This is a genomic window from Bdellovibrio sp. GT3 (genome assembly GCF_037996765.1).
Lineage (GTDB): Bacteria > Bdellovibrionota > Bdellovibrionia > Bdellovibrionales > Bdellovibrionaceae > Bdellovibrio.
Genome location: NZ_JBBNAD010000005.1, coordinates 836,408 through 858,274, shown reverse-complemented (window position 1 = coordinate 858,274; position 21,867 = coordinate 836,408). Strand labels below are relative to the sequence as shown.

Genomic DNA, 21,867 nt, shown 5'->3' with positions numbered 1-21,867 from the left:
CCTGTGCCATAATTAATTTGAAAGAGGAGGTTTTTATGATCAGCCTCTCAGTTGTCATCATCACAATGGTTATCGTGTTGGGCGCACTTTGGATGATAATCAAATTTAATAAAGGTGAATCGCTTGATCGAAAATATCGAAGTGATTCTAAAAAATTCCAATCAAACCAACACGTACGAAAACAGCACCGGCACCAGCATCAACGGCAACAACAGAAACCAAAACCCTCTACACCAGGGCCTGTTGTCTGATGAAATTATTTAGCTAGATGGCGAACTTCAGCTGGGATGAGTCGTTAGGCTCGTCCTTTTTCTTCTCTTGTCCCAAGCGCACACCCAAACCAATCAATCGAACTGCAACAGCCCGTCGATGCCACGCTTTCTCCAACAGACGCTCAAAGTCCTCTGCCGTAGGAATGCCTTGGACAACCTCTTCATGAGTGGTGGATTTAAAATCAAAGAACTTAAGCTTCACCACCATGCCTTTGATTCTTTCCTGATACTGGCCTCGCTCCAGTCTTCCGATGAAATCCTCATAGAGCCCCGGAATGCGAGACCGGCACTCCTCAAGAGTCATCAGATCCTTGTTATAGGTCTCTTCGACAGTCAGGGACTTTCTTTCCCACTCCGTGATGACTTCGCGGTGATCAACTCCCCGCGCATAATCAAAAAGATCCTGGGCCCGGGAACCAAACCAACGATGAAGCTCGGGCACCGTGTACTTCTGAATATCTCCCAAAGTGTGCAAACCCACGTCGTGCATCTTTTGCGCCGTCACCTTGCCGACACCAAAAATCTTTTCCACCGGAAGCTCCTTCACAAAGGCTTCGACATCCTGAGGGCGCACGACGAACTGTCCGTTGGGCTTTTTCCAGTCACTGGCGATCTTAGCCAGGAATTTATTGGGGGCGATTCCCGCAGAAGCGGTCAAATTTAATTCGGTGTAGATCAGGCGCCGGATTTCCTGTGCTATCAAGGTGGCACTGCCACCGAACTCGGTACAGTCAGAGACATCCAGATAAGCCTCATCCAACGAAAGTGGCTCAATCTTTTTGGTAAAACGTTCGAAGATTTCGCGAACCTTTCGACTTTCCTCTTTATAAAGATCAAAATGCGGAGGGATTAGAATGAGCTGTGGGCACAATCGTACCGCTTGAGAAGATGGCATCGCGGAACGGACACCGAATTTGCGGGCCTCATAGCTTGCCGTACATAAAACACTGCGTGAGTTGGGTGGACCGCCAATCCCCAAAGGCTTCCCCTTAAGTTGCGGGTTGTGTTTGACCTCAACCGCTGCGTAAAAGCAGTCCATATCCACGTGGATAATCTTCTTCATTTACACATTATTTACATATCAGGGGGTATCGGTCAAGTAGGGTCTGTCTCTAGGTCCGGCATGATCTGCTCTGCGACAGAGCTGACTTGCTTGGCACCGACGAACTTCGCAGAAATCATGGCGTGAGCCTTCTCTGCCACCACTCCGCGGTCTTCCTCCGGATTCGGATAAATGATATCCAAGTACTCGATTTCAGCATCAACGGACTTAAGACGAAGCGTTTTCCAGAAGTATTCCACAAACCCCGTGTCGCCATACCAGCAAACCGCATCGCGATTCTCGGTATTGAATTCCTGACCATCCAGCTTTCTAAAGTTAATGACCACAGGCTGCACTGGCACACCCGCCTCGGCCGCTGCCATCATTAGCGTTTTCTTGAATGGCAAAACTTTATCGCCATTCGTGGAGGTCGCTTCAGGATACAAGACAATGTTCAAACCATCTTTTAGCGAATCCGCCAGACGCTTCATCTCGTTTAGAATTTTAGTGCGACTGCGGCGCTCGACGTAGAAACAGCCCGCAAGCTCGGTAACAGGTCCCAACACTGGGGTTTCACGCATCTCAACCGAAGTCACAAAAGACATCGGCTCAATTCCAGCGAGCATCAAAATATCCACAAAGCCCATATGATTTGCGACTAGCAAACTGCCGGCGTGTTTTTTCGCTGGTTTGTTAATGACCTTCAGGTTGATCCACAGGGCATTACGCGCGATCAATCCGCAGTAACGACTGGCATTGGCAGAAAATTTACGACGACGTTTGTTGCGATCACGCACCACCATGGCAATAGAAGCAGAGGTGATCATATAAACGATCAAATAGAACAGGAATATAAATGCTTTTAGAAGACCACGAAAAGTCGATGTTAATGCTTTCACAAAGACTATTATAAAGTGCTGGACGGCAAAATCGTCAAGTCAGGTTTCATATCGCAGTAAATCTCACTTACCCAGCTAAACTAAAGTTGGTTAAGATCCCATTTTAAAACGCTTCCAAAGCGCACTATTCAAGTCTTCGCGCTGTAGAATCGTCAGGAAGTCCACACAACGATAGTCACGGTCCCAAGCAGGCTCACCACCAATGTAGGCGCCAATTTTCAAATAAGCGCGACACAACGGTGGCATCAAAGCTTCGGCCTGCTCCTTTTGAGCTTCCGTGAGGGAGTCCTGGTACTGAGCCTTAGCCTCTCTTATTGTCGGCATTGAATAGTCCGCCGTCGGGCGAACCTGGAAAACCTCGGCAACACGTCCTTCGCCTTCAAAGTAAGCCTGCAACAATGCGGCCTCCTCCGGGTTTTCAGTTGTCACGGTCGCGCATCCAAAAAGGATCTTCGCATCCGTTGCATTCATATATTCTGCAATTCCACGCCAAAGCATCGAAATCACCGCCCCCCGGCGATACTCCTTTTCAATGCATGCGCGGCCCAGTTCAATTTTCACACCCGGTTGTTGCAACAGGGTGTTTATATTGAACTCGTTGGCAGAGTAAAAACTGTTGGTATGAAGTGAACAGCGAATACGATATGTTCCCACAATTTTTCCAGAACGCTTTTCTTTGATAACAAGATGGTCACAATCAAAATCATAGGCATCGATATCCAGACGACCTGGCTTTTTACCCAGCATTTCCGCATGAAAAACCTGCCAACGAAGACTCAGGGCCTCCCGAAGGTCTTCGGTGTTATCGACTGTCTTCAGAACAAAGGGTCCGACCTCGATATTAATATTAACTTTGGATTTAAACTTGTGCAGTTTATGAGTGCGAAGCTGATAAAAGGATTGAAGTGCTGTGAACATCTTGAATTCCTCCATTGAATCCAAGAATAGCTTAGCGAACTTCCCACCTTAACATTGTCATAAGAACAACAGCGAAGTATCAGGATTGTGTCAGCGGACTTATTAAAGAATCAATGAGGCCGCTTTATTCAGACGGTCGAAAAGGGATTCCCAGCGCTCGCCGACTTGGTGTGGCTCGCGATAGAACACGATGCAGTCCGCACCTTTTTGCGCGCTATCGCGAAGTTTTCCGTAGAACTCACGAGTCGCTAATAAAGGATCTTGGGAAAGCTTCAAGACTTCTGCTTTCGCAATGCCATCTTTGGGTTTGATGATTTTGATGCTTTCAATTTCATCCGGGAGCTCGCCCAGTTTGGCATTCACTTCCCGCAAAATATCTTCGACCGGTCGAGTGGCGTTTAAACTTACAATTAGAGGAATCGGCGGCATGTAGTGATGCTTCATGTGTCCCGGGGATTCACGCTTATCTACTTTTTCCAAAAATTCGAAAGTAAATCCTTTTTCCTGAAGCACTCGCTCCAGGTCCGATTTCAAAATATGCCCACGACGTAAAATCGAAAGCTCCACTTTATCTGGGCGATGGCGAACCAACAACACCGTGGATTCAATCCCGATCTGACAATCCCCGCCGTCCAAAACGAAAACATTTTCGTTTTTGAACTCCACACGCACGTGGCTGGCAGAAGTTGGCGAAGTTCTTCCGAACTTATTTGCACTTGGAGCCGCCAACGGAACGTTCACTTCCTGAATCAATGCCAACGCCAGGGGGTGATTGGGCATACGAATACCCACTGATTCCAACCCGGAAGTGATCATCGAATTAATGGAATTGTCTTTGGGCAGAATCAACGTCAACGGACCCGGCCAGAAGGCTTCCGCCAAGGCTTGGGAAGCGGGTCCCCAATATGCCGTAACTTTTTTGGCCATCTCGATTGAAGACACGTGCACGATCAAAGGATCAAAAAATGGACGTTCTTTGACTGAGAAAATCTTTTCGATCGCCGGAGGGATATCGATACGAGCAGCCAGGCCATAAACGGTTTCCGTGGGAAGTCCGATCACTCCCCCTTCTTCCAGAATTTCCTGAGCCTTTTTCAGGGCCTCGTTGCTCGACATCATCGTCTATTTTTCCTCGCGCAATATGCTCAATGCACTTTCTTTTACAATATCTGCGCTCGCAAGGAAAGAGATCAATAGGCTTAAACCGGTAATAATAGCCACTGAAAGCAAAGGCTGAGTCAGGGAGAACCTAAATCCGCCTTCAAAAATCACCCGATTAAGACCGTAGCTGACGCCCACACTCAGGAAGGCCCCTAAAAAAGAGCTGACCAACGCCAGAAACGCGAACTCTGTCAGGATAAAACCTGCAACTTCACGGTGACTCGCGCCCAGGATTTTTAGCATATTCATTTCCCAGCGACGCAGTTTAATCTGACTGCGCACAATCGAGAACAAAACAATGTATCCCGTGAACAACGCCAGATAGGCCATCAACTCCAGGGACCAACTCATCTTATCCGCTGTCTTTAAGGCATCATCAACCGTACGAACCACGTCAATGACCGATACGTTGGCAAACTTTTGCGCCAATTCACTTTGCAAGGCCATGCGCTTTTCCGCGCTCATGGTCGGCAGGGCCCAAATAAATGTTTTGGGAGCATCATTCAGAACACCATTTTGAACCAATACAAAGAAATTTGGCTGGAAGCTGGTCCAACGCACTTTGCGCAGGTTCACAACCTCCCCTTCGACATCGACACCCTGAACATCAAAAATCACCCGGTCACCGATTTTAAAGTTCATGCGATCCGCAAACCGCTGCTCGACAGAAAGCTCTGCTATCTTGTGCTTCTCGGGGTCGAACGTGCCGGCGATAGGTCGACCTTCGACGATCTCTTCACTGTCAGACAGACTCTCGCGATACGAAAGATTCATTCCTCGATTTCTGAATCTGGCTTCACGCTCTTCTTCGCGAGTTTTGAAACCTTGTCCTTCGATCTTTCTTTCATAATCAACGCCGTTCACTTTCAGAATGCGAGCCCGCACCATCGGTGACAGCGCCAGAGTCTCGACCTGGTTGCTTGTCAAAACCTGTTTAATGCCCTCGACCTGCTCATCCTGAATATCAAACATGAATAGCGATGGCAGGGCCGTAGTTTGATCAACCTGTAAATCACTTTGCAGGGAGTTCTTCAGCTGCGGCAGAATATTGATTAACAGCGCTCCCAAACCCAACGCCACAAAAACCGCAAGACTTGCACCTGCACGACGCGAAAGCCCCAGGAAACTGAATTTCAGGAACCACAAACGAACACCCTGCAAGCGACCCGCGAATTTCAAAGCGAAGTATCCGGTGACCAACAGAATGGCAATCGTCGCCACCAAGGATCCCGCGAATGCAGATCCAATTTTCCATGAATGCGCCTGCTGAACGGAAAGCCCATAGAACAACAAGATCGCAGGAATAAAAGGCCACACCCGGAATTTACCTTCATTGACTGCGAACTTTTCCTCACTGAAAAGTTTTGCCGCTTTCAGATCATAAATCTTCATCAAAAATGGAAGACTGACCACGAAACTTCCCAGGACCGCCATCAAAAGACAAAGTCCCCAAGCCTCTATTGAAACCGTCGGCTTTAAGTCAAAAGGCGTGAAACTACCAAGCACCTTTGTCAAAACTGGCAGAACTATTTCGCTGAACGCTACCGTAGGGATTGTTGCCAGCAGTCCCAAAAGAGACGCCTGAAGCACATACACTCCCACTGCTTGAACACTCTGCAATCCCAGAGTGCGCAGGATCGCAATCTCCTTCATTCGACTGTACAGGAACATTCTATAAATATAAGCCGCACCAAGCGCTGACATGAAAAGAGCAATGATCGCAACCAAGCCAAGATAGTCTGAAAGATAACCCAACTGTCTTCCGGAGTCCTCACTGGCTGAGTTCGGCGTGTTTACAGATATCGCTGCATCCGTCAGCTTTTCGTACATGCGCTCTTTAACTTTGTCGCCATCAGTTCCTTCGGGAAACTTAAACTGATACGCCTGAGTGTAAGTTGAACCAAACTGAATCAACCCGGATTCGGGGAGCAATTTCATATCGACATAAATACGTGGAGCCAGTGAAGCCATTCGGAATGTTTGCGTTTCATCCCGAGCAACTATGTCTGAAATCTCCAAATCCAGCTTCCCCACCTGCATGCGCTCGCCGACCTGCAGGTTCATTTGCTGTTGCAACTCTGGATAGATCCAGACTTTGTGGGAATTGATGATGTCTTTCGCACTGCCGGGTGCGATATCTTTTCCGCTGCCCATGTTCAAAGCGCCATAAAAAGGATAACTGTCGTCGATGGCTTTCACCATGACAAGTCTTGAACCTTTGGCAGAGTTCATCATCGCAAAGAACTCGTAAATTCGACCAGTCTGTGTGCCCGGAGGCAGAACCGATTTCATCGCCTCTTGCTCAGCTTCCGTTAATTCACGTCTGGCTGAAACGGACAAATCCGCAGAAAGAATATTCTTGGCATTCTTTTGCAGCTCGTCCTGTAAGGTCACATTGAAAGCCTGCAGGGAAACAAAACCCGTCAGACCTAAACTTAAATTGAAAATAAAGAACAAACCAAAGCGCCAGCTGCGCACCAGTTCGCGAATCGCCAGTTTAAAAATCATCTTACTGATCCTTTAAGACGCCCTCTTCAAGGCGCAGGATACGCTGACAACGTTTTGCCAGGGATTCACTGTGAGTAACCAGAATAGTCGTGATCTTATGCTTGCGAACGATATCAAAGAACACATCCATCACTTTGTCGCCGGTATGGGTATCCAGATTCCCGCTTGGTTCATCCGCCAGCAAAATCTTGGGCTTTACAACCAAAGCACGGGCAATCGCCACACGCTGACATTCTCCACCACTGAGCTGACTTGGGAAGTGATTCAGACGATGTCCCAACCCCAACTCACGCAAAGCCTCTTCAGCACGCTCTTTGGGATTTTCCATTTTTAGAATTTCAAGGGCCAAAGCCACGTTTTCCAACGCCGTCAAATGCGCAATCAAATGATACTGCTGAAACACGATTGAAATATTCTGAGCGCGGAATAGAGTCAGTTGCTGCTCAGACATCGGTGCCAGATTCACGTTATCCACACGAATCTCCCCACGATCAGCACGCTCCAACCCCGCAAGGATGGATAGCAAAGTGGATTTACCACTACCAGACTGCCCAACAATTGAAACAATCTGCCCAGGCTCAATACTGACGTTCAAACCTTTAAGAACAGCGACCTCGGTGTCGCCTTGATGAAAGCTTTTGCGGATGTCTTGCAGGGTTAAACTCATAACGTGCCTTTCAAGGAATTAAAAATAGTGTCGGCAATGATCTTGTGGCCTTCTTCGTTCGGATGAATTCCATCGGCCAGATTGTATTTGGGATTTCCAGCGACTTTATCCAGAATAAACGGAATAAAAGTGACTTTGTATTTCTTGGCCAGGTCCGAGAACATCTTTTTAAATTGCGCAGTATAATCCTGTCCATAGTTTGGCGGCATATACAGTCCCGCCAGGATCACTCTGACTTTTTCTTTTTCAGCGTACTCGATGGCAGCAGCCAAATTCTTCTGACTCTCTTCAACCTTTACACCACGCAAACCATCATTTGCACCCAACGCCAACAGCACCACATCTGGTTTGGTCTTGAATAGCCACTTCATCCGCCCTGGCGCTGAAGCGGTGGTGGAACCACTGACTCCGGAATTAATCACAGTCCATTCTTTTTTGCCGGCCTCATGAAGCTTCTTTTCCAAGAGGGCCGGATAAGCTGCCTCTTTGGAAACGCCGTAGCCTTCGGTGATCGAGTCACCAAGAATGACCAGTTTTTTTTGTGCGAATGAAATAGACGAGAAGAAAATCAAGAGAGTGAATAATAGAGTTCTCATAGAGAACCATCAGACATCTTTACCGACTTTTGATCAAGGCCAGAACGAAAAAAGCCCCAAGGAAATCCTTGGGGCTTCTAATTTGTTTTAACAAAAATTAATTAGCGATTACCGTAATCGCGACGACCGCCGCCATTACCGCCACCGCGGTTGTTGTTGTTGAAGCGACGAGGACCGCCACCGCCACCTTCACGAGGTGCTTGTGGGCGAGCTTCAGAGATATTCAAAGGACGACCGTTGATCTCAATGCCGTTGCCTTTTTCAATCGCTGCATCAGCTGCAGAGTCGTCAGACATTTCAACGAATCCAAAACCTTTTGAACGGCCTGTTTCGCGATCCATGATAACTTTTGCTGAGTCAACTGCACCGAATTGTGCAAAGTGATTGTGTAGAGTTTCGTCGTCTACAGAGTAAGGCAAATTGCCTACGTATAACTTCTTAGCCACAAAAGACCTCCTAATGGTCATTTTAAAAACCCGAGGAAGCCTTCGAACAACTAAAAATCGAGAACACTCACGGGTAAACTAGAATCAGGCTAGCATAGCCCAAAAACTGTGCAAGCCCAATTTTAGGATCTCATATTATTAAACTGCAATGGAACTTCGTAAGAACCTGAGCGAATCAATGCAATACACTCTTGTAATTCGTCGATGCTCTTCCCAGTCACTTTCACTTTATCGTCGTTAATTTGCGGCTGAACTTTTAACTTAGCGTCTTTAATAGCTTTTATGATTTCTTTAGCTACTTCGCGGTCAATACCTTGCTGCAAAGTGACCTTTTGGCGGAGCATACGTCCGCCAACGGCTTCAATTTTATCAAACTTAGTTGCTTTAATATCGACTCCACGTCGGTGCAATTTTGTTTGTAAAATACTGCCCATTTGTTCGATTTTGTATTCATCTTCCGCAGACAAACTGATTTCTTTTTTATCTTTGTCCCAGCCGATTTCAGCTTTGGAACCCTTAAAGTCATAACGACCCTCAACCTCTTTGCGAGCCTGATTAATTCCGTTATCAACTTCCTGAAGATTCAACTCTGATACAATATCAAATGAAGGCATAAAAAATTTCTCCGAAAGAAAACCAATCTACGCAGAAGGAGAGTTGGTCAAAATGGTTCGAGCGCAAGGCGGAGGGTTTTCGCTGCCACGCAGGCGTACTAAAAGTACGCCGAAGAGCAAGCGAAGGCCCGACAACGCAGTCGATCGGGCCGTTTTCACCAACTCTAGTGGTGGTGACCGGCGTCGCCGTGTAGCCCGTGTGGATGACCGTGCTGAAGTTCTTCCTCAGTTGCAGGACGAACCAATGCCATTTCGATATCGAACTCAAGTGGAGTTCCTGCCAATGGGTGGTTACCATCCAGAGTTACGTGAGAGTCAGAGATTTTAGAAACACGAACGATGTGTTGACCGTTGCCCAACTCCAAACGAAGGTGCGCGCCGATTTCAAGTTGTGGAAGATGTGCAAGTTCTTCTTTTGGAACTTCCATGAACATGTTGTCACGAACTTCGCCGTAACCATCAGCTGCAGAAAGCTTAACGTTTTTCTTGTCGCCTTCTTTCATGTTTTTGATTTCTTCTTCAAGTTTTGGAAGGATTTGGCCAGCGCCTTCAAGGAAAGGTAGTGGCTGATTTTTTTCAGATTGATCTAGGATTTTGCCGTCTGGGCCTTTTAGAACGTAGTTAAATGCCAATACACGTCTCATAGTGAGTCTCCTTATTTTGATACGTCCGTATCCCACTTTTCCTAGCCTTTTGGCAATATAAAAGCCCCCAAATGGCTCACAATTGAGGTAGAACTTGTTTTTACGTTCCAATATTAGATATACTTGAGTTTAGGAACGCACCAGAACGGGGGATACATGCAGCACATGGCCTCACTGAGGTCCTTACTGCTAAATTCAAGTTACGAACCCATGCGGGTTGTAAGTTGGCAAAAGGCCTTGATATTGTGGTTTCAGGACAAGGTAGAAATACTGGAGTATCACGCGACCTTCGCTAGGTCAGTACAACTGAGGTTTCAACTCCCCAGTGTATTAAGGTTGAAAACTTACGTGAAACCTCGGGGCAGCCATGCTGTCAGATTCTGCCGAGAAAACGTTTATATCCGCGACAATTATACCTGCCAATACTGTGGCGATAAACTCAACGCCAAACAGCTCACTCTTGATCACGTCGTACCTGCCTCTCATAACGGACCTAAAAATTGGACAAATGTTGTTTCTGCCTGCCGAGATTGCAATCAGCGCAAAGCGAACCGCACTCCACGCACAGCGAATATGCCTTTGTTGTCTGAACCACGCGCTCCGAACTGGCTTCCAACTTTACAACTGGAAATCAGTGCCGATCACGTGCCACCTGACTGGCAGCCCTACCTCGTCCTAAAAACCGGATAGTCGTGACATCGTCCTTATTCCCGGCTAACCTTGATAAAAGGGGGCTTGCGTGAATAAGGACATTCACAATCAGCTGGTCGCAGCTCTGACTACAACAATCAGTGAAACCAATGGTATTTCCTTATCGGACACTTTGGATTTATTGCTGTCTTCTGATTTAAATCAAAAACATCCTGAGGCTTTTCAAAAAATTGCGGAATTCCGCAATCTGTTGAATCGATTTCAAGTCAATGAAATCACAATCTCCACACTTTTGAAGCATCCAATTTCAGCGGCCCTTTTTGAATTCTTCAAAAACTTTCCTTTAAAGTATCACGAAGAGCATATTCATCTGACCGGCGCACTTTCAGCGGACTTCATCTATCCACGGTTGAAAAAACTTTTGGAAGGACCGGACAAAGCCATCTACGAGGAAAAGATCACTGAAGTTTACGGCGCCCAGGCTCTGCCGATTCGAAGTGTTGAGGACGTTGATAAACTGATTCGCCTTCAGGAAAACGAAGGTTTCGCCCGCTACTTAAAAATTCTGTATTTGCCAAAACTGATCTTCCTAAACCGCGAAGTTCACTCCGAAGCGGCTTATCACATGGCAAAGGATCTGTACTACAATTTCAACGTCGGCTCGATTCGTCTGAAGTTTTCCCTGTCGCGCTCCACTTCCAGCTCTTCAGAGCAGATCCCGGGAATTGACGATGTCACTCCTGAGGACGTGGTATTGGGTCTTTATGATGGTTTCAAAAAGTTTCAGGAAGAGCATGGCGACTTCAAATTCATCCTGTCCCCGTCTTTCCGTAAAGAAGCCAATCACTTTGACGCTGAAAACTTTAAAACACGCAAAGAGCACTTCATGGCGCAGATTGATGAACTTGTGCAGATGCTGGACAAGTATCCTTATTTGCAAAAAGTCATGACGGATGCTGACACCGTGGGTGATGAGCGTGAACTTTATCGCAAAGAACATTTCAATGAAATGCAACCAGGCTTCCGAAAACTGCAATATCGCGGTTTCAAAATCCGTTCGCATCATGGTGAAACCTGGCATACATTGAAAAAAGGCATTCAAGCTGTCGATAACGCCATGAATATCTGGCACATCGATACTCTTGAACACGGAATCAGTCTGGGCATCAACCCAAACAAATACTTCCATCGCCTTTACCAGGATTTCATCAAGCGCAATCAAGAAGGCAAAGGCTTCACCGAAAAAGATCCTTTGTATCGCGAGCTGGTTGAGCTGGATTGGGCCGACAACCGTCACGTTCTGGACAAGGTTCTAAAAGGCGAACGCCTGAGTGACGAAGAAAAAATATTGCTGGTAAAGGCAAAGTTTCATACTGCGCGCGAAGTGGAGCATTATCAGCACGACGTTTTGAATCGCATGATTCAAAAAGGCGTCACGCTGGTCTCACTCCCATCCTCGAACAACAAACTCACTGGCAAGTTTGAGGACTACAAAGATCATCCATTCTCCTGGTGGGAGAAAAAGGGCGTGCAGCTGGGTGTGGGAACTGACAACCATGTCACCTTAAACACCAACTTCATTCACGAGATGCTGATTTTGTTATATACCGATGCGGTGAACCTGAAGATCACCAAACTTCTGATGGTAACGACCGGCGAAGTGCGCAGACCCTACATCAGTCATCTTTTATGGACAATGCGCAAACGACTTAAAAAAATAGCTCAGCAATAGAAAGACCTCATAGTAATGGCAGCTAAGAAAAACATCCTCAAAGAACTTTTCAGCAAAAACATGCTCATCATCCTGTTGTTGGGCTTTTCCAGTGGCTTGCCGCTGGCATTGACTGGCGGGACTTTAAAAACCTGGCTTTCCCGTGAGCAGGTGGACATCAGTACCATCGGATACTTCAGCTGGGTGGGCATCGCCTACTCGCTTAAGTTCTTGTGGTCTCCTCTTTTGGATCGCTATACTTTATTTAAGGCTGGACGTCGTCGCAGCTGGATGCTGGTTACTCAGGTTTTCTTAATGGCCTCATTGCTGTTCATTGGAACATTGAATCCTTTGAACAATCTGGGTTTGATGGCGGCGATGGCTGTGCTTATCGCCTTCTTCAGTGCCACTCAGGACATCGCTATCGATGCTTACCGTCGCGAGCTCTTATCAAATGAAGAGCTGGGTCTTGGATCATCATTAAATATCTATGGTTATCGAATAGCGATGTTGATTTCAGGTGGAGCGGGTATCGGACTTGTCGGCTCCTCTTTCTGGGACATCACATGGGGACAGCTTTACTACCTGATGGCTGGATTCATGGCGGTGGGATTTATCACCACCTTATTCGCACCGGAACCTAAGCTTGATTCACCACCCCCCAAAACGCTTTTACAGGCCGTCGTTGATCCTTTCGCTGAATTTCTAAAGCGCCCGGGAGCCGCCTACATCCTGTTGTTCGTTTTACTATTTAAAATCGGTGATGCACTTGCTGGCTCCTTACTGAATCCATTCTATGTGGAAATGGGCTTCACCAACGCCGACATCGGTCTTATTGCAAAAACATTTGGCTTTGCATCTTCACTTATTGGCATGTTCCTGGGTGGTATCGCGATTTACTATATCGGCATCTATCGTTCACTTTGGATATTTGGAATTCTTCAGGCGGTTTCCACAGCAGCGTTTGCAATGCTGACCTTCACCGGAAATCAGCTGGTGCCTTTTGCGGCTGTGATTATTCTTGAGGACATCAGTACCGGGATGGCCACTTCAGCGTTTGTCGCATTCATGGCGGCTTTGACCAACAAGAAATACACAGCCACTCAATATGCAATTCTCTCCAGCTTTGCGACCCTTGGAAGAACATTCTTCTCGGGATTTGCAGGAGACATTGTTAAAAATTTTGGCTGGGCGAATTTCTTTTATATCTGTGCACTGATTGCGGTGCCAGGTTTGCTAATGCTCATTGGAATGAAGAAATATCACACCGACCAGAGTCTTGAATCGTAAGTATTTCGGAGTGCGGTGTATGTTCACACTGGATCTACACCGCACAAGTTCACCCCACTAGAGTGGGGTAATGTACTTGGGAAACTTTCACTCAATAGTGCCTCCTCATCAAGTTTCGCAAAATGAAAGCCTGGATTGGCTTTCCACCGCACATCATTTGGCTCAGAAGGACCAAACCCACAGCCAAGAAGACTATCTAAAGCTTCTGCATCGAGTGGGTTGTTCAGAGAACCAAATTAACAAACGCTTCTTCTTTGTGCCTGATGTCGGTGAAAAAAACTGGGACGATAATAGAATATATCCCATCACCACCAAGAATCGCGGTGTGAGCATGCACTACCGCCATGAGTTCTATCACGAAATCGTGCAAAAACTATTTAATGAAATTTACGAAACCAGATCCTTCCCGGACGATATGATTCACGTCAGCTGCACGGGCTATGTATCACCGAGTGCCGCCCAACTGACTGCCTTACGTGCTCCCAAGACTGTGACGGTAACCCATTCGTATCACATGGGTTGTTATGGCGCGTTCCCGGCCCTGCGTATGGCTTCTGGTTTTTTAGCCAACGATTCCATACTTGGACACAAGCAATCGGTGGATTTGGTGCACACAGAACTCTGCAGTTTACATTTAAATCCCGAAGACCCGACGCTTGAACAGATGGTCATCCAAAGTCTTTTCGCTGATGGCTGCATTGCCTATCGCATGAGCCATCAAAAACCTCCAGCGGGTTTCAAAATACTTTCCCTCTATGAGGAAATTATTCCTGACAGCTCTGATGCCATGGAATGGATGGTCTCTGACTGGGGCATGAAGATGACTCTCTCCAAGGATGTGCCTTCCATGGTGGGCGCAGCTATTAGGGATTTCACTCAACGATGGCTTACCAGCCGTGGATATGATTTGGCGAAGATTCAAAAAGAAGCTCTTTTTGCAGTTCACCCTGGCGGGCCTAAAATTATCGATCAAGTCGAAAAACAACTGGAGCTGAAAAAGTCCCAAGTCGATGCCAGTCGCCACCTGCTTTACCGACGTGGAAACATGTCGTCAGCTACTTTGCCCCATTTGTGGGAGTCCATTCTTGAAGATCCTGAAGTTCCCTCTGGAACTTTGATCGTCAGCTACGCCTTCGGACCGGGACTGACAGTCTGTGCAGGGTTGATGGAAAAGCTATGATTACGTTCGTGGCGTTATCCATCCTTCAGGGACTACTGATTTTTGTCGATGAGGTATTCTATCACCACAAACGCGGACTGCCTCGTTGGGAGAGAATCGGTCACCCCATGGATACCGCAACAGTTATCCTCTGCCTGCTGTTCCTATCATTCGCACCTAAAACTGAAACCAACGAATACATTTACTATGGTCTCGCGATCTTCTCGAGTGTCTTTATCACCAAGGACGAATGGGTCCATCACAAGCATTGCTCAGCTGAGGAGATGTGGCTGCATGCACTCCTCTTTGTGGTTCACCCATTGCTTCTATTTTCAGCCATTTCTCTTTGGGAAAGTCATTCGCATTTTGTTTTAATGATGGCTTTGGGAGTTGTGGTTTTCTTCATCTACCAGATTGTCTTTTGGAACTTTATAGCTGATCGACTGCAGGAGCGACGTCAAGCCGCTCGCTACAGTCAGGTATCACAGGACGAACTCTACGATTATTTTCGCGAGTAACTTAAAATTCAGCGGTCATTGGATTTGGACCAATACGTCCGGTCTTGCTGTCCATTTTCTCGATAACCGCCATCTCATCCGAACTTAAAGTGAAATCCGCCACTTCAAAATTCTGCTTAATCCGCGAAGGTGTCACTGACTTGGGAATCACAATGAAATCATTTTGCAAATGCCAGCGAATAATCACCTGAGCCGCAGACTTTCCATGTTTACCCGCGATTTCCTTGATTTGTGCATCTTCAAGAATCTGCCCCTGACCCAATGGGCTCCAGCATTCAGTTCTAATGCCATGCTTGGCGTGAAATGCCCGAAGTTCCTTTTGTTGAAATTTCGGATGTAGTTCAATCTGATTCAGCACCGGCACTTCGCCCGTTGCATCGATAATTCTGGTTAGGTGCTCCGGCATAAAATTCGACACACCGATTGATTTTGCCTTCCCCTGCTTTTTAATTTCCACCATGGCTTTCCATGTTTCCATATATAAACCTCGATGTGGCGATGGCCAATGAACCAGGTATAAATCGACTTGTTCCAAGCCCAGCTTCTTCAGACTGGATTCAACGGCCTTCATGGCCTTGTCATAGCCCTGATCTTCGTTCCACAATTTCGTGGTGATGAACATTTCATTGCGGGCCAGCCCGCTGTTTTTGATGGCTCTACCCACACCATTTTCATTTCGATAGATTGCTGCCGTATCGATGGAGCGATAGCCCACTTTAAACGCTTCCATCACCGCTGCTTCAGCACCATCATCCGAAACCTGCCAAACACCAAAGCCCAGTTGAGGCATCGAAATGCCATCTTTCAATTTCACTACCGAGTTGAATGCCATAATGAGTCCTTTGTTAGATTGGATCAGTCTAGCGACTCAAACTTCATATGGGTACTTTTCGATAACTTATTGCTTACAAAACAAACATGGTTTTCAATAAATTAAAGGAGTATTCATGAAAGCAAAATTACCACTGATTGCACGCATCCTATTGGGCTTCGTTTTTTTCGCTTCCGGCATTGTTGGACTGTTTAACTTGGTTCCACAGCCCACAGATCTACCAGAGGCTTTGATGACTTTTAACCAAGGGTTGGCTGCTTCGGTCTACTTCTTCCCTCTTCTGAAAATTACCGAAATCGTTTGTGGCTTGCTCCTGCTGGTAGGCTGGTTCGTACCACTTGCCCTGGTCATCCTGGCACCGATCGTTTTGAACATTTTCCTGGTTCACGCGTTCCTTGCCCCAAGCGGCTTGGCTCTAGCTTTGATCCTGGGTCTTCTAATGATCTATTTGTCTTTTTTCGCACCTCCATACGCCCCTAAAATCAAAGCGCTATTTCATAAAAAATAGTAAATAATTCAGGCAGTTGGACACGGCAGACCTTTGGTGATAAAGGTCTGCCATGAAATTTGAAAAATTCCACCTCTCTGAAGATCTTCTTCGTAATCTCAACGACAATGGTTACTTCCGCACGACTGACATTCAGTTCAAAGCCATCCCGGCAATTTTGAAAGGCGACGACGTTCTGGCTATCGCCCAAACGGGAACTGGAAAAACAGCAGCCTTCGCAATTCCAATCATCAATCATATTCATTCTGAAAAAAGCAGCAAGCGTGCTATCGGCATCAAATGCCTGGTGCTTGTTCCCACCCGCGAACTGGCGCAACAGATTGGCGAGGTTTTCAACAAGCTTGCCAAACACACCAAAGTCAAAGCCTTTGCTTTGTTCGGTGGCGTGGAACAGGACGCTCAAATTAAAAAACTTCAGGATGGAATCGATGTATTGATTGCGACTCCAGGACGCATGTTTGATTTGATCGCTCAGGGTTTTATCAATATCAACTACATCGAGCATTTGGTTTTGGATGAAGCGGATCAAATGTTGGACCTGGGATTCATCGAGGACATCGAAGACATCAAAAGAAAACTAAATCGTCGTCACCAGACATTGTTCTTTTCAGCGACTATTAATCCTGAAATCAAGAAGCTTGCGTATTCCCAAGTACGTAGCAGCGCCATTCGCATCGAAATTTCTCCTGAAGATCCTGTTTCAAAAAACGTTCAGCACTTTGTGATGTTTGTGGAAATGGACGATAAACGATTCTTCCTGGCTGAATACATCAATCAGAATCCAGAAGGAAAGTTCATCGTATTCGTTCGTACACGCGTTCGTGCAGAGCGTGTTTCAAAAGCCCTGGAAAGAGTTCAGATTTCCTCATTGACCCTGCACGGTGAGAAAGACCAAACCGACCGCGCCGAAGTCATGAACGCCTTCCGCAAAGGTGAATGCAAAATCATGATCGCCACTGACGTCAGCGCACGCGGTATCGATATTCCTGATGTTACCCACGTCATCAACTATGACCTGCCGGAAAAACCGGAAAACTACGTTCACCGCATCGGTCGTACTGGTCGTGGATTCAATAAAGGTATCGCCGTCTCCTTCTGTGCAACAGAGGAAAAAGAGCAGCTGGCAGAAATCGAGGCTTTGCTGGGCAAACCTATTGAAGTTATCAAGGTGAACAAGGCCGACTATAAAATCATCGCGTCCCAAGCATCGGACATGTCAGATATCGACAAAAGCCTTCAAGCGTTGTTGGACAGCGAGGATATTTTTGCTAATCCCAAAAAATCCAAGTGGAAGAAAAAGTAACCGGGTAAGCTGACCAATTTTTGGACATCGTTTTCACCATATTACCCGGTAACTCGTCTGAAATTAGCCCTGGCTAATCTGAGGTATGGCACAGCTTTCGCTATTCCCCACTCATCGATAAGGGGTGGGAAATGGCTATGGGATTACTAAGAAATCTTGTTCTGATAAGCACGGTTTTATTATCACTGCCATCTTTAGCCGCCTCTTCCATTTATGCGTCAAAGACTTCCAATTATTCCACTTACTCCATGCATGCTGACCGCGCTCTTCAGCTTAATTCCGGGAACCTGATCGTAACCAGGGATTCCGTGCCTTCCAAAGCCTCCGCAGTCTGGAAGCTCTTTGTGAAGGCCTGTGTTCCCAGCGTCCGCAACGACCGCTATTCCAAAACTTTGAAAGTAAGCAGTTCAGGGAAGTTCACAATTCTGGATTTTCAATGCGACAACAAGAATGACTTCAATGCCATTCCCGACACTATTCAGTTCATCGTGACATTGGATGAGCACTTGCTGCTTGCGGATTTGCAGCTCCTGCAGTTTTCCACCGAGATTTCCCGACCTGCCAATATAAAAACAGATGATCCCTCTGACATCCTGATGGAAGTGGGCGCGGGAACTTTGGTTCAGGGACTGGCTACCGCCGACGTTGATGATCCCGAAAGAAACACGAAAGTCATCAACTCGGTTGCTGACACTCTGGTTGCAGTTTCAACGGCTGCCTTGGCCTACAAACAATGGAATATAACCAAGAAGCAGGCCTACTGGATCGGAGTTGCATCCAGCGTTGTGGCCAGTTTGTTACGTGGCGCCTACGACACCTACTCCGGTGATAAAATAATCGATGCCTCTGACAAAATCAGTGCGGCACCGGGCGCTCTGCCCAGCAATATCGATATTCGTTTTCAGATTTCTTTTTAGAACATGATCATGAAGCCCAAATACGGATCAATCAATGTATCTGAGTGATCGTATTTGGAGTATTCGTAGTGCTTATAGCTCATCTGCAAAACCAACGGAACGCGAGTTGGCACCTTGTAACCCAGATCCAACTGGTACCCATTGCCGCCATCGAAGTCCCCATACTTAGAAGATACAAAGTACGTCCCCAACAAGTAGAAACCAGATTCACGTGGTGTCATCCACCCGCCACTCACCCCATAAGAAGTTCTATCAACGGTTGCATCCGACGTTTGAGCATCGTTTTGGTAAAGGGCACCCAATACCCAGCCACCGCCTTGAAACTTATAGTAGGCGCTTAGGTCATACATCATTCGGGTCGATTTACTGGATGCTGTGCCACCATCTTCAGATGATCTGCTGGAATAGGAAAACACCAGCTTGGCAAAGCTGCCCTCGGCAAATGCTTGTGATGAATGTAGCAATGAAACGAAGAATGCAAAGACGATGATTGCGATTTGACTGGTTTTCATGAATCTATCGTGACAAGTTCGAATACTTAGCACAACTAAAAACTTTTATCTGACAGTTTTTAGACTATTTCTTTTTCTTGCGAACATAGAGTTTTTTAAGAACGGTTGCGACAACCTCACCCTTGATATCCACCACTTGTACAGGAAGATCAAAGATGTACTTCTCGCCAGAGGCAGTTTCTTTTAGAACTCTATTAATAATCTCATCATCAATTCGGAACTCAACAGTGACCTGGCTTTTCCCCGGGGAAACGAAATCAATTGTCGCCCCTTTATCCCAGACATAGTAATCCTGTCCCAGGTTATTGATCAGCATCAGCATATAAAATGGATCCGTCATCGCATAAAGGGAACCACCAAATTGAGTGCCCACGTAATTGCGATTATACCAGGTTTGCTTAAGGCAAACTTTGATGTAGCGGTAGTCTTTGGAAATTTCCATGATTCTAATACCGGCGCCCAAGTATGGCGGCCAGATACTAATCAGCTCCTTAACCACCCATCCCGGAGTTTTTGAACCCATTTTTCTAAGCAACGCCGTTATCATTCGCACAACCTCTTATCTATTTTCCAGAATAGATTTTAAAGTCTGCAGGTCTTTGTGTACAGCTCTTTGATCCTTTTCAAAATCTTCATCTGACATTTTGGGAAGACGATATAGTGTGAATATCACTTCGCTGCCTTCACCGTTACGAACAACACGCAGCGGATTGTGATTTACCTCCCCGGAAGGCAATGTCACATCGTGATCCAGAACTCCCAGATTATTTCTGGGGACGAACCGGATCTTGACCTTACCCATCGGCGACTCTGCAATCCACCCATCATCTGATTTTTTCATTTGGGCTTTGGTTAAACCCTGCGCCCATAGCGGCATATTTTCCGGCTGAACCATGAACTCATACACTTCGCTGGCACTTTTACGGATTGAAATGCTTGCCTGATGGACTGGATAGGTCACTAGAATTCCCTTCGTAGGTCGTACGACCGACTTGAACATCTTAACTTGGGCATTTGCGGTGTAAATAGTAATGAACAAACACAACAGTGCTACGGTGAAATTTAGCTTCATCTTTCCCCCACTGATCGTATTGAAGAATCTTAAGTGGATTTATTCAATACGAACAACGTGGAAGTGATAGAAATCACTATTCGCAGCTTTTGGAATCACTGTAGAAGAAGCCATGGAACTGGGAGCGATCAATGCCTGGAAGCTCGAAGCGCTTGCCATTCTTACAATCCTGCACTCTGAAAGCCTCATTGATAGCCAGCATGTCCTGGAACGAAGGAAGATAACCGTTCTTTTTGTAGTACTCTGCTTCCTTCTTATAAATATTCTTTTCCAGTGCTGCTGCGACAGTTTCAAACTGCACGGTCGTTTTTATTGTTTCCACCGGCATATACTTGGGCAAAGACTCTTTCGCCACACCAAACTGTCTTACTAGCTTCGCAAGGTATGATTTTGAGCTATGGCCAAGATCCCAATGGAAATCATAGCCCTTTTCAATCATCCAACTATAGACACTTTGCAGGACTGCATCCTGCATGCGAACCTGGCGCAGCAGCGGCATGAATCTGTATTCAGCAATAAAGTCAAAACGCGGGTCCACTTCGACATCGTATGGAGCAAACAAAGATGTTTTGGTCACGCCAAGAGTGCGTGGATACTTATGATCTTTAAACTTGGTAGTCGTGCTGCGGAACTTTGGAATCATCACCTTTCCGCCCGAAGCCTTGTCATAGGCGACGCGGATCACTTCTGAGCAGAACATTGAGGAGTAGTCATCGTCGTTCATGGAAAAATCGTAGCGAATGCCTTGTTTGCGATCCAACGCTCCCTGCGCAAGATCATACATATAACGAGCCGCCTTCTTGGCAAGTGCCTGATCAGGATATCGGAATAAAGCCACTCGCGAATCTTCGGCCTGACGCCATTTCTCCAATGGTGTGACAACCACCCCGTGTTGAATCAAGGCTTCCACAACATACTTCTTACCGGCTTTGTCCTCGCCAACAATAGCGGCATGAGAGAAGTTCCCTTCTTCGTCCGCAATACGTGCAATCATGGCCGACACATAGGATTTTCCTCTTATCAGCATCACGTCACCTGACTGCAACTGAAATCCTTTAAACTTTGGATTTGTCCAGGTGCTGGGTTGTTCATCTATCAAAACAGGGGTTTTCTTAAACGTGTATACCTTTTGGGCATAAAGCCAATCTAAAATATATTCTTCCGTAAATCTTGCGTATTGAAACCCTTCACGAATCTTCTGGATGCAATTGCTTTCCAGTTCATTTCTGGAATCGAACTGTTTAAGTTTTTCATGCAAGGTCACGCGGATCTGAAACACGGTATTTAAAAGCTCAGGACCTTTTGTTTTCAGCTGCTCTTTTTCTGCATCAGTCTTAGGAATAAAATGGTTCGCCGGAAGGTAAAACAAATAATCAGTGACCTTGTTCACGACCTCTGCGCAAGTTCGAGCATTGAATACATTGGGATTATTTAGGTCAGACAGAACTTTCTTGGAGCCGGTAAAAAGCTCATCCGTACCGAAAACTGCAGTGGAACTTTCGGCTGGAGTTCTTTCAGAAGAGGAAATGGTGTCGTCACCTGTGTATTTTGCGAAAAACAAAGCTGAAACCAAAACCACGAGCGCGAAACCCACAATGTACTTCTTCACGTCCATCCCTCCGAATCT

At 46.4% G+C, this 21,867-nt stretch carries 24 protein-coding genes; 9 read left to right on the top strand and 15 right to left on the bottom strand.

Translation table 11 applies throughout. The features are described from left to right. The first annotated feature begins 114 nt into the window (after window positions 1-114). On the top strand, window positions 115-264 hold the full coding sequence (locus AAAA73_RS11610; protein WP_340598479.1) for a hypothetical protein: 150 nt from the start codon (window positions 115-117) through the stop codon (window positions 262-264). On the opposite strand, the gene dinB is transcribed toward AAAA73_RS11610, so the two are convergent. The 10 genes from dinB to AAAA73_RS11560 all read right to left on the bottom strand — a co-directional run bounded on the left by dinB (window position 265) and on the right by AAAA73_RS11560 (window position 9,767). Next, on the bottom strand, window positions 265-1,335 hold the full coding sequence (dinB, locus tag AAAA73_RS11605) for a DNA polymerase IV (protein WP_340598478.1): 1,071 nt from the start codon (window positions 1,333-1,335) through the stop codon (window positions 265-267). 32 nt (window positions 1,336-1,367) lie between these two features. Continuing rightward, on the bottom strand, window positions 1,368-2,213 hold the full coding sequence (locus tag AAAA73_RS11600) for a 1-acyl-sn-glycerol-3-phosphate acyltransferase (protein WP_340598477.1): 846 nt from the start codon (window positions 2,211-2,213) through the stop codon (window positions 1,368-1,370). A gap of 90 nt (window positions 2,214-2,303) precedes the next feature. Further along, window positions 2,304-3,131 carry a GNAT family N-acetyltransferase gene (locus AAAA73_RS11595; protein WP_340598476.1) on the bottom strand — a complete coding sequence of 276 codons (828 nt, stop codon included), beginning with the start codon at window positions 3,129-3,131 and terminating at the stop codon, window positions 2,304-2,306. Window positions 3,132-3,233: 102 nt separating this feature from the next. Further along, a complete protein-coding gene (locus AAAA73_RS11590; protein ID WP_340598475.1) occupies window positions 3,234-4,250 on the bottom strand; it encodes an L-threonylcarbamoyladenylate synthase in 1,017 nt (338 codons plus the stop codon). Between the two features lie 3 nt (window positions 4,251-4,253). Continuing rightward, a complete protein-coding gene (locus AAAA73_RS11585) occupies window positions 4,254-6,800 on the bottom strand; it encodes an ABC transporter permease (RefSeq protein ID WP_340598474.1) in 2,547 nt (848 codons plus the stop codon). A 1-nt stretch (window position 6,801) separates the two neighbouring features. Then, window positions 6,802-7,467, bottom strand: a complete 666-nt coding sequence (locus AAAA73_RS11580) for an ABC transporter ATP-binding protein (RefSeq protein WP_340598473.1) — start codon at window positions 7,465-7,467, stop codon at window positions 6,802-6,804. Next, window positions 7,464-8,063: an arylesterase gene (locus AAAA73_RS11575; protein ID WP_340598472.1), complete on the bottom strand. Its 600-nt coding sequence runs from the start codon at window positions 8,061-8,063 to the stop codon at window positions 7,464-7,466. The genes AAAA73_RS11580 and AAAA73_RS11575 overlap by 4 nt, the downstream gene beginning before the upstream one ends. A 101-nt stretch (window positions 8,064-8,164) precedes the next feature. Next, on the bottom strand, window positions 8,165-8,509 hold the full coding sequence (locus AAAA73_RS11570) for an RNA recognition motif domain-containing protein (protein ID WP_340598471.1): 345 nt from the start codon (window positions 8,507-8,509) through the stop codon (window positions 8,165-8,167). 122 nt (window positions 8,510-8,631) lie between these two features. After that, window positions 8,632-9,123 carry a YajQ family cyclic di-GMP-binding protein gene (locus AAAA73_RS11565; RefSeq protein WP_340598470.1) on the bottom strand — a complete coding sequence of 164 codons (492 nt, stop codon included), beginning with the start codon at window positions 9,121-9,123 and terminating at the stop codon, window positions 8,632-8,634. 164 nt (window positions 9,124-9,287) lie between these two features. Next, on the bottom strand, window positions 9,288-9,767 hold the full coding sequence (locus tag AAAA73_RS11560) for an FKBP-type peptidyl-prolyl cis-trans isomerase (protein WP_340598469.1): 480 nt from the start codon (window positions 9,765-9,767) through the stop codon (window positions 9,288-9,290). A gap of 336 nt (window positions 9,768-10,103) precedes the next feature. Between AAAA73_RS11560 and AAAA73_RS11555 the strand changes: the two genes are divergently transcribed. From AAAA73_RS11555 to AAAA73_RS11535, 5 genes are all read left to right on the top strand, one after another. Next, window positions 10,104-10,457, top strand: a complete 354-nt coding sequence (locus AAAA73_RS11555; protein WP_340598468.1) for an HNH endonuclease — start codon at window positions 10,104-10,106, stop codon at window positions 10,455-10,457. 49 nt (window positions 10,458-10,506) lie between these two features. Continuing rightward, window positions 10,507-12,150 (top strand): hypothetical protein, encoded by a 1,644-nt coding sequence (locus AAAA73_RS11550; RefSeq protein ID WP_340598467.1) that lies wholly within the window; start codon window positions 10,507-10,509, stop codon window positions 12,148-12,150. Between the two features lie 15 nt (window positions 12,151-12,165). Further along, a complete protein-coding gene (locus tag AAAA73_RS11545; protein ID WP_340598466.1) occupies window positions 12,166-13,419 on the top strand; it encodes an AmpG family muropeptide MFS transporter in 1,254 nt (417 codons plus the stop codon). Window positions 13,420-13,489: 70 nt separating this feature from the next. Then, the gene (locus AAAA73_RS11540; RefSeq protein WP_340598465.1) at window positions 13,490-14,599 is read left to right on the top strand and encodes a 3-oxoacyl-[acyl-carrier-protein] synthase III C-terminal domain-containing protein; all 1,110 of its coding nucleotides are present in this window, start codon (window positions 13,490-13,492) and stop codon (window positions 14,597-14,599) included. Further along, window positions 14,596-15,096 (top strand): hypothetical protein, encoded by a 501-nt coding sequence (locus AAAA73_RS11535; RefSeq protein WP_340598464.1) that lies wholly within the window; start codon window positions 14,596-14,598, stop codon window positions 15,094-15,096. The genes AAAA73_RS11540 and AAAA73_RS11535 overlap by 4 nt, the downstream gene beginning before the upstream one ends. Before the next feature lies 1 nt (window position 15,097). On the opposite strand, the gene AAAA73_RS11530 is transcribed toward AAAA73_RS11535, so the two are convergent. Beyond that, window positions 15,098-15,928 (bottom strand): aldo/keto reductase, encoded by an 831-nt coding sequence (locus AAAA73_RS11530; protein ID WP_340598463.1) that lies wholly within the window; start codon window positions 15,926-15,928, stop codon window positions 15,098-15,100. A gap of 115 nt (window positions 15,929-16,043) precedes the next feature. On the opposite strand from AAAA73_RS11530, the gene AAAA73_RS11525 reads away from it, so the two are divergent. From AAAA73_RS11525 to AAAA73_RS11515, 3 genes are all read left to right on the top strand, one after another. Next, the gene (locus AAAA73_RS11525) at window positions 16,044-16,436 is read left to right on the top strand and encodes a DoxX family protein (RefSeq protein ID WP_340598462.1); all 393 of its coding nucleotides are present in this window, start codon (window positions 16,044-16,046) and stop codon (window positions 16,434-16,436) included. 52 nt (window positions 16,437-16,488) lie between these two features. Beyond that, complete coding sequence (locus AAAA73_RS11520) at window positions 16,489-17,739, top strand: DEAD/DEAH box helicase (RefSeq protein WP_340598461.1); 1,251 nt, start codon at window positions 16,489-16,491, stop codon at window positions 17,737-17,739. 131 nt (window positions 17,740-17,870) lie between these two features. Then, the gene (locus AAAA73_RS11515; RefSeq protein WP_340598460.1) at window positions 17,871-18,656 is read left to right on the top strand and encodes a hypothetical protein; all 786 of its coding nucleotides are present in this window, start codon (window positions 17,871-17,873) and stop codon (window positions 18,654-18,656) included. Here the strand turns inward: AAAA73_RS11515 and AAAA73_RS11510 are convergent. The 4 genes from AAAA73_RS11510 to AAAA73_RS11495 form a co-directional block, all read right to left on the bottom strand. Next, window positions 18,653-19,168, bottom strand: a complete 516-nt coding sequence (locus AAAA73_RS11510; RefSeq protein ID WP_340598459.1) for a hypothetical protein — start codon at window positions 19,166-19,168, stop codon at window positions 18,653-18,655. The genes AAAA73_RS11515 and AAAA73_RS11510 overlap by 4 nt on opposite strands. Window positions 19,169-19,232: 64 nt before the next feature. After that, a complete protein-coding gene (locus AAAA73_RS11505) occupies window positions 19,233-19,715 on the bottom strand; it encodes a DUF4442 domain-containing protein (RefSeq protein WP_340598458.1) in 483 nt (160 codons plus the stop codon). Between the two features lie 12 nt (window positions 19,716-19,727). Continuing rightward, window positions 19,728-20,240 carry a hypothetical protein gene (locus tag AAAA73_RS11500; RefSeq protein ID WP_340598457.1) on the bottom strand — a complete coding sequence of 171 codons (513 nt, stop codon included), beginning with the start codon at window positions 20,238-20,240 and terminating at the stop codon, window positions 19,728-19,730. 76 nt (window positions 20,241-20,316) lie between these two features. Continuing rightward, entirely contained in the window at window positions 20,317-21,849 is a 1,533-nt protein-coding gene (locus AAAA73_RS11495) for a YiiX/YebB-like N1pC/P60 family cysteine hydrolase (protein WP_340598456.1), read from the bottom strand. Between the last annotated feature and the right edge of the window lie 18 nt (window positions 21,850-21,867).

Bases quoted from the DNA above. Each gene is read 5' to 3' on its own strand.
- AAAA73_RS11580 (WP_340598473.1), bottom strand. From the start codon at position 7,467: ATGAGTTTAACCCTGCAAGACATCCGCAAAAGCTTTCATCAAGGCGAC.
- AAAA73_RS11505 (WP_340598458.1), bottom strand. From the start codon at position 19,715: ATGATAACGGCGTTGCTTAGAAAAATGGGTTCAAAAACTCCGGGATGG.
- AAAA73_RS11595 (WP_340598476.1), bottom strand. From the start codon at position 3,131: ATGTTCACAGCACTTCAATCCTTTTATCAGCTTCGCACTCATAAACTG.
- AAAA73_RS11545 (WP_340598466.1), top strand. From the start codon at position 12,166: ATGGCAGCTAAGAAAAACATCCTCAAAGAACTTTTCAGCAAAAACATG.
- AAAA73_RS11565 (WP_340598470.1), bottom strand. From the start codon at position 9,123: ATGCCTTCATTTGATATTGTATCAGAGTTGAATCTTCAGGAAGTTGAT.
- AAAA73_RS11535 (WP_340598464.1), top strand. From the start codon at position 14,596: ATGATTACGTTCGTGGCGTTATCCATCCTTCAGGGACTACTGATTTTT.
- AAAA73_RS11585 (WP_340598474.1), bottom strand. From the start codon at position 6,800: ATGATTTTTAAACTGGCGATTCGCGAACTGGTGCGCAGCTGGCGCTTT.
- AAAA73_RS11510 (WP_340598459.1), bottom strand. From the start codon at position 19,168: ATGAAAACCAGTCAAATCGCAATCATCGTCTTTGCATTCTTCGTTTCA.
- AAAA73_RS11530 (WP_340598463.1), bottom strand. From the start codon at position 15,928: ATGGCATTCAACTCGGTAGTGAAATTGAAAGATGGCATTTCGATGCCT.
- AAAA73_RS11500 (WP_340598457.1), bottom strand. From the start codon at position 20,240: ATGAAGCTAAATTTCACCGTAGCACTGTTGTGTTTGTTCATTACTATT.
- AAAA73_RS11515 (WP_340598460.1), top strand. From the start codon at position 17,871: ATGGCTATGGGATTACTAAGAAATCTTGTTCTGATAAGCACGGTTTTA.
- AAAA73_RS11525 (WP_340598462.1), top strand. From the start codon at position 16,044: ATGAAAGCAAAATTACCACTGATTGCACGCATCCTATTGGGCTTCGTT.
- AAAA73_RS11520 (WP_340598461.1), top strand. From the start codon at position 16,489: ATGAAATTTGAAAAATTCCACCTCTCTGAAGATCTTCTTCGTAATCTC.
- AAAA73_RS11590 (WP_340598475.1), bottom strand. From the start codon at position 4,250: ATGATGTCGAGCAACGAGGCCCTGAAAAAGGCTCAGGAAATTCTGGAA.
- dinB (WP_340598478.1), bottom strand. From the start codon at position 1,335: ATGAAGAAGATTATCCACGTGGATATGGACTGCTTTTACGCAGCGGTT.
- AAAA73_RS11560 (WP_340598469.1), bottom strand. From the start codon at position 9,767: ATGAGACGTGTATTGGCATTTAACTACGTTCTAAAAGGCCCAGACGGC.
- AAAA73_RS11575 (WP_340598472.1), bottom strand. From the start codon at position 8,063: ATGAGAACTCTATTATTCACTCTCTTGATTTTCTTCTCGTCTATTTCA.
- AAAA73_RS11540 (WP_340598465.1), top strand. From the start codon at position 13,490: ATGTACTTGGGAAACTTTCACTCAATAGTGCCTCCTCATCAAGTTTCG.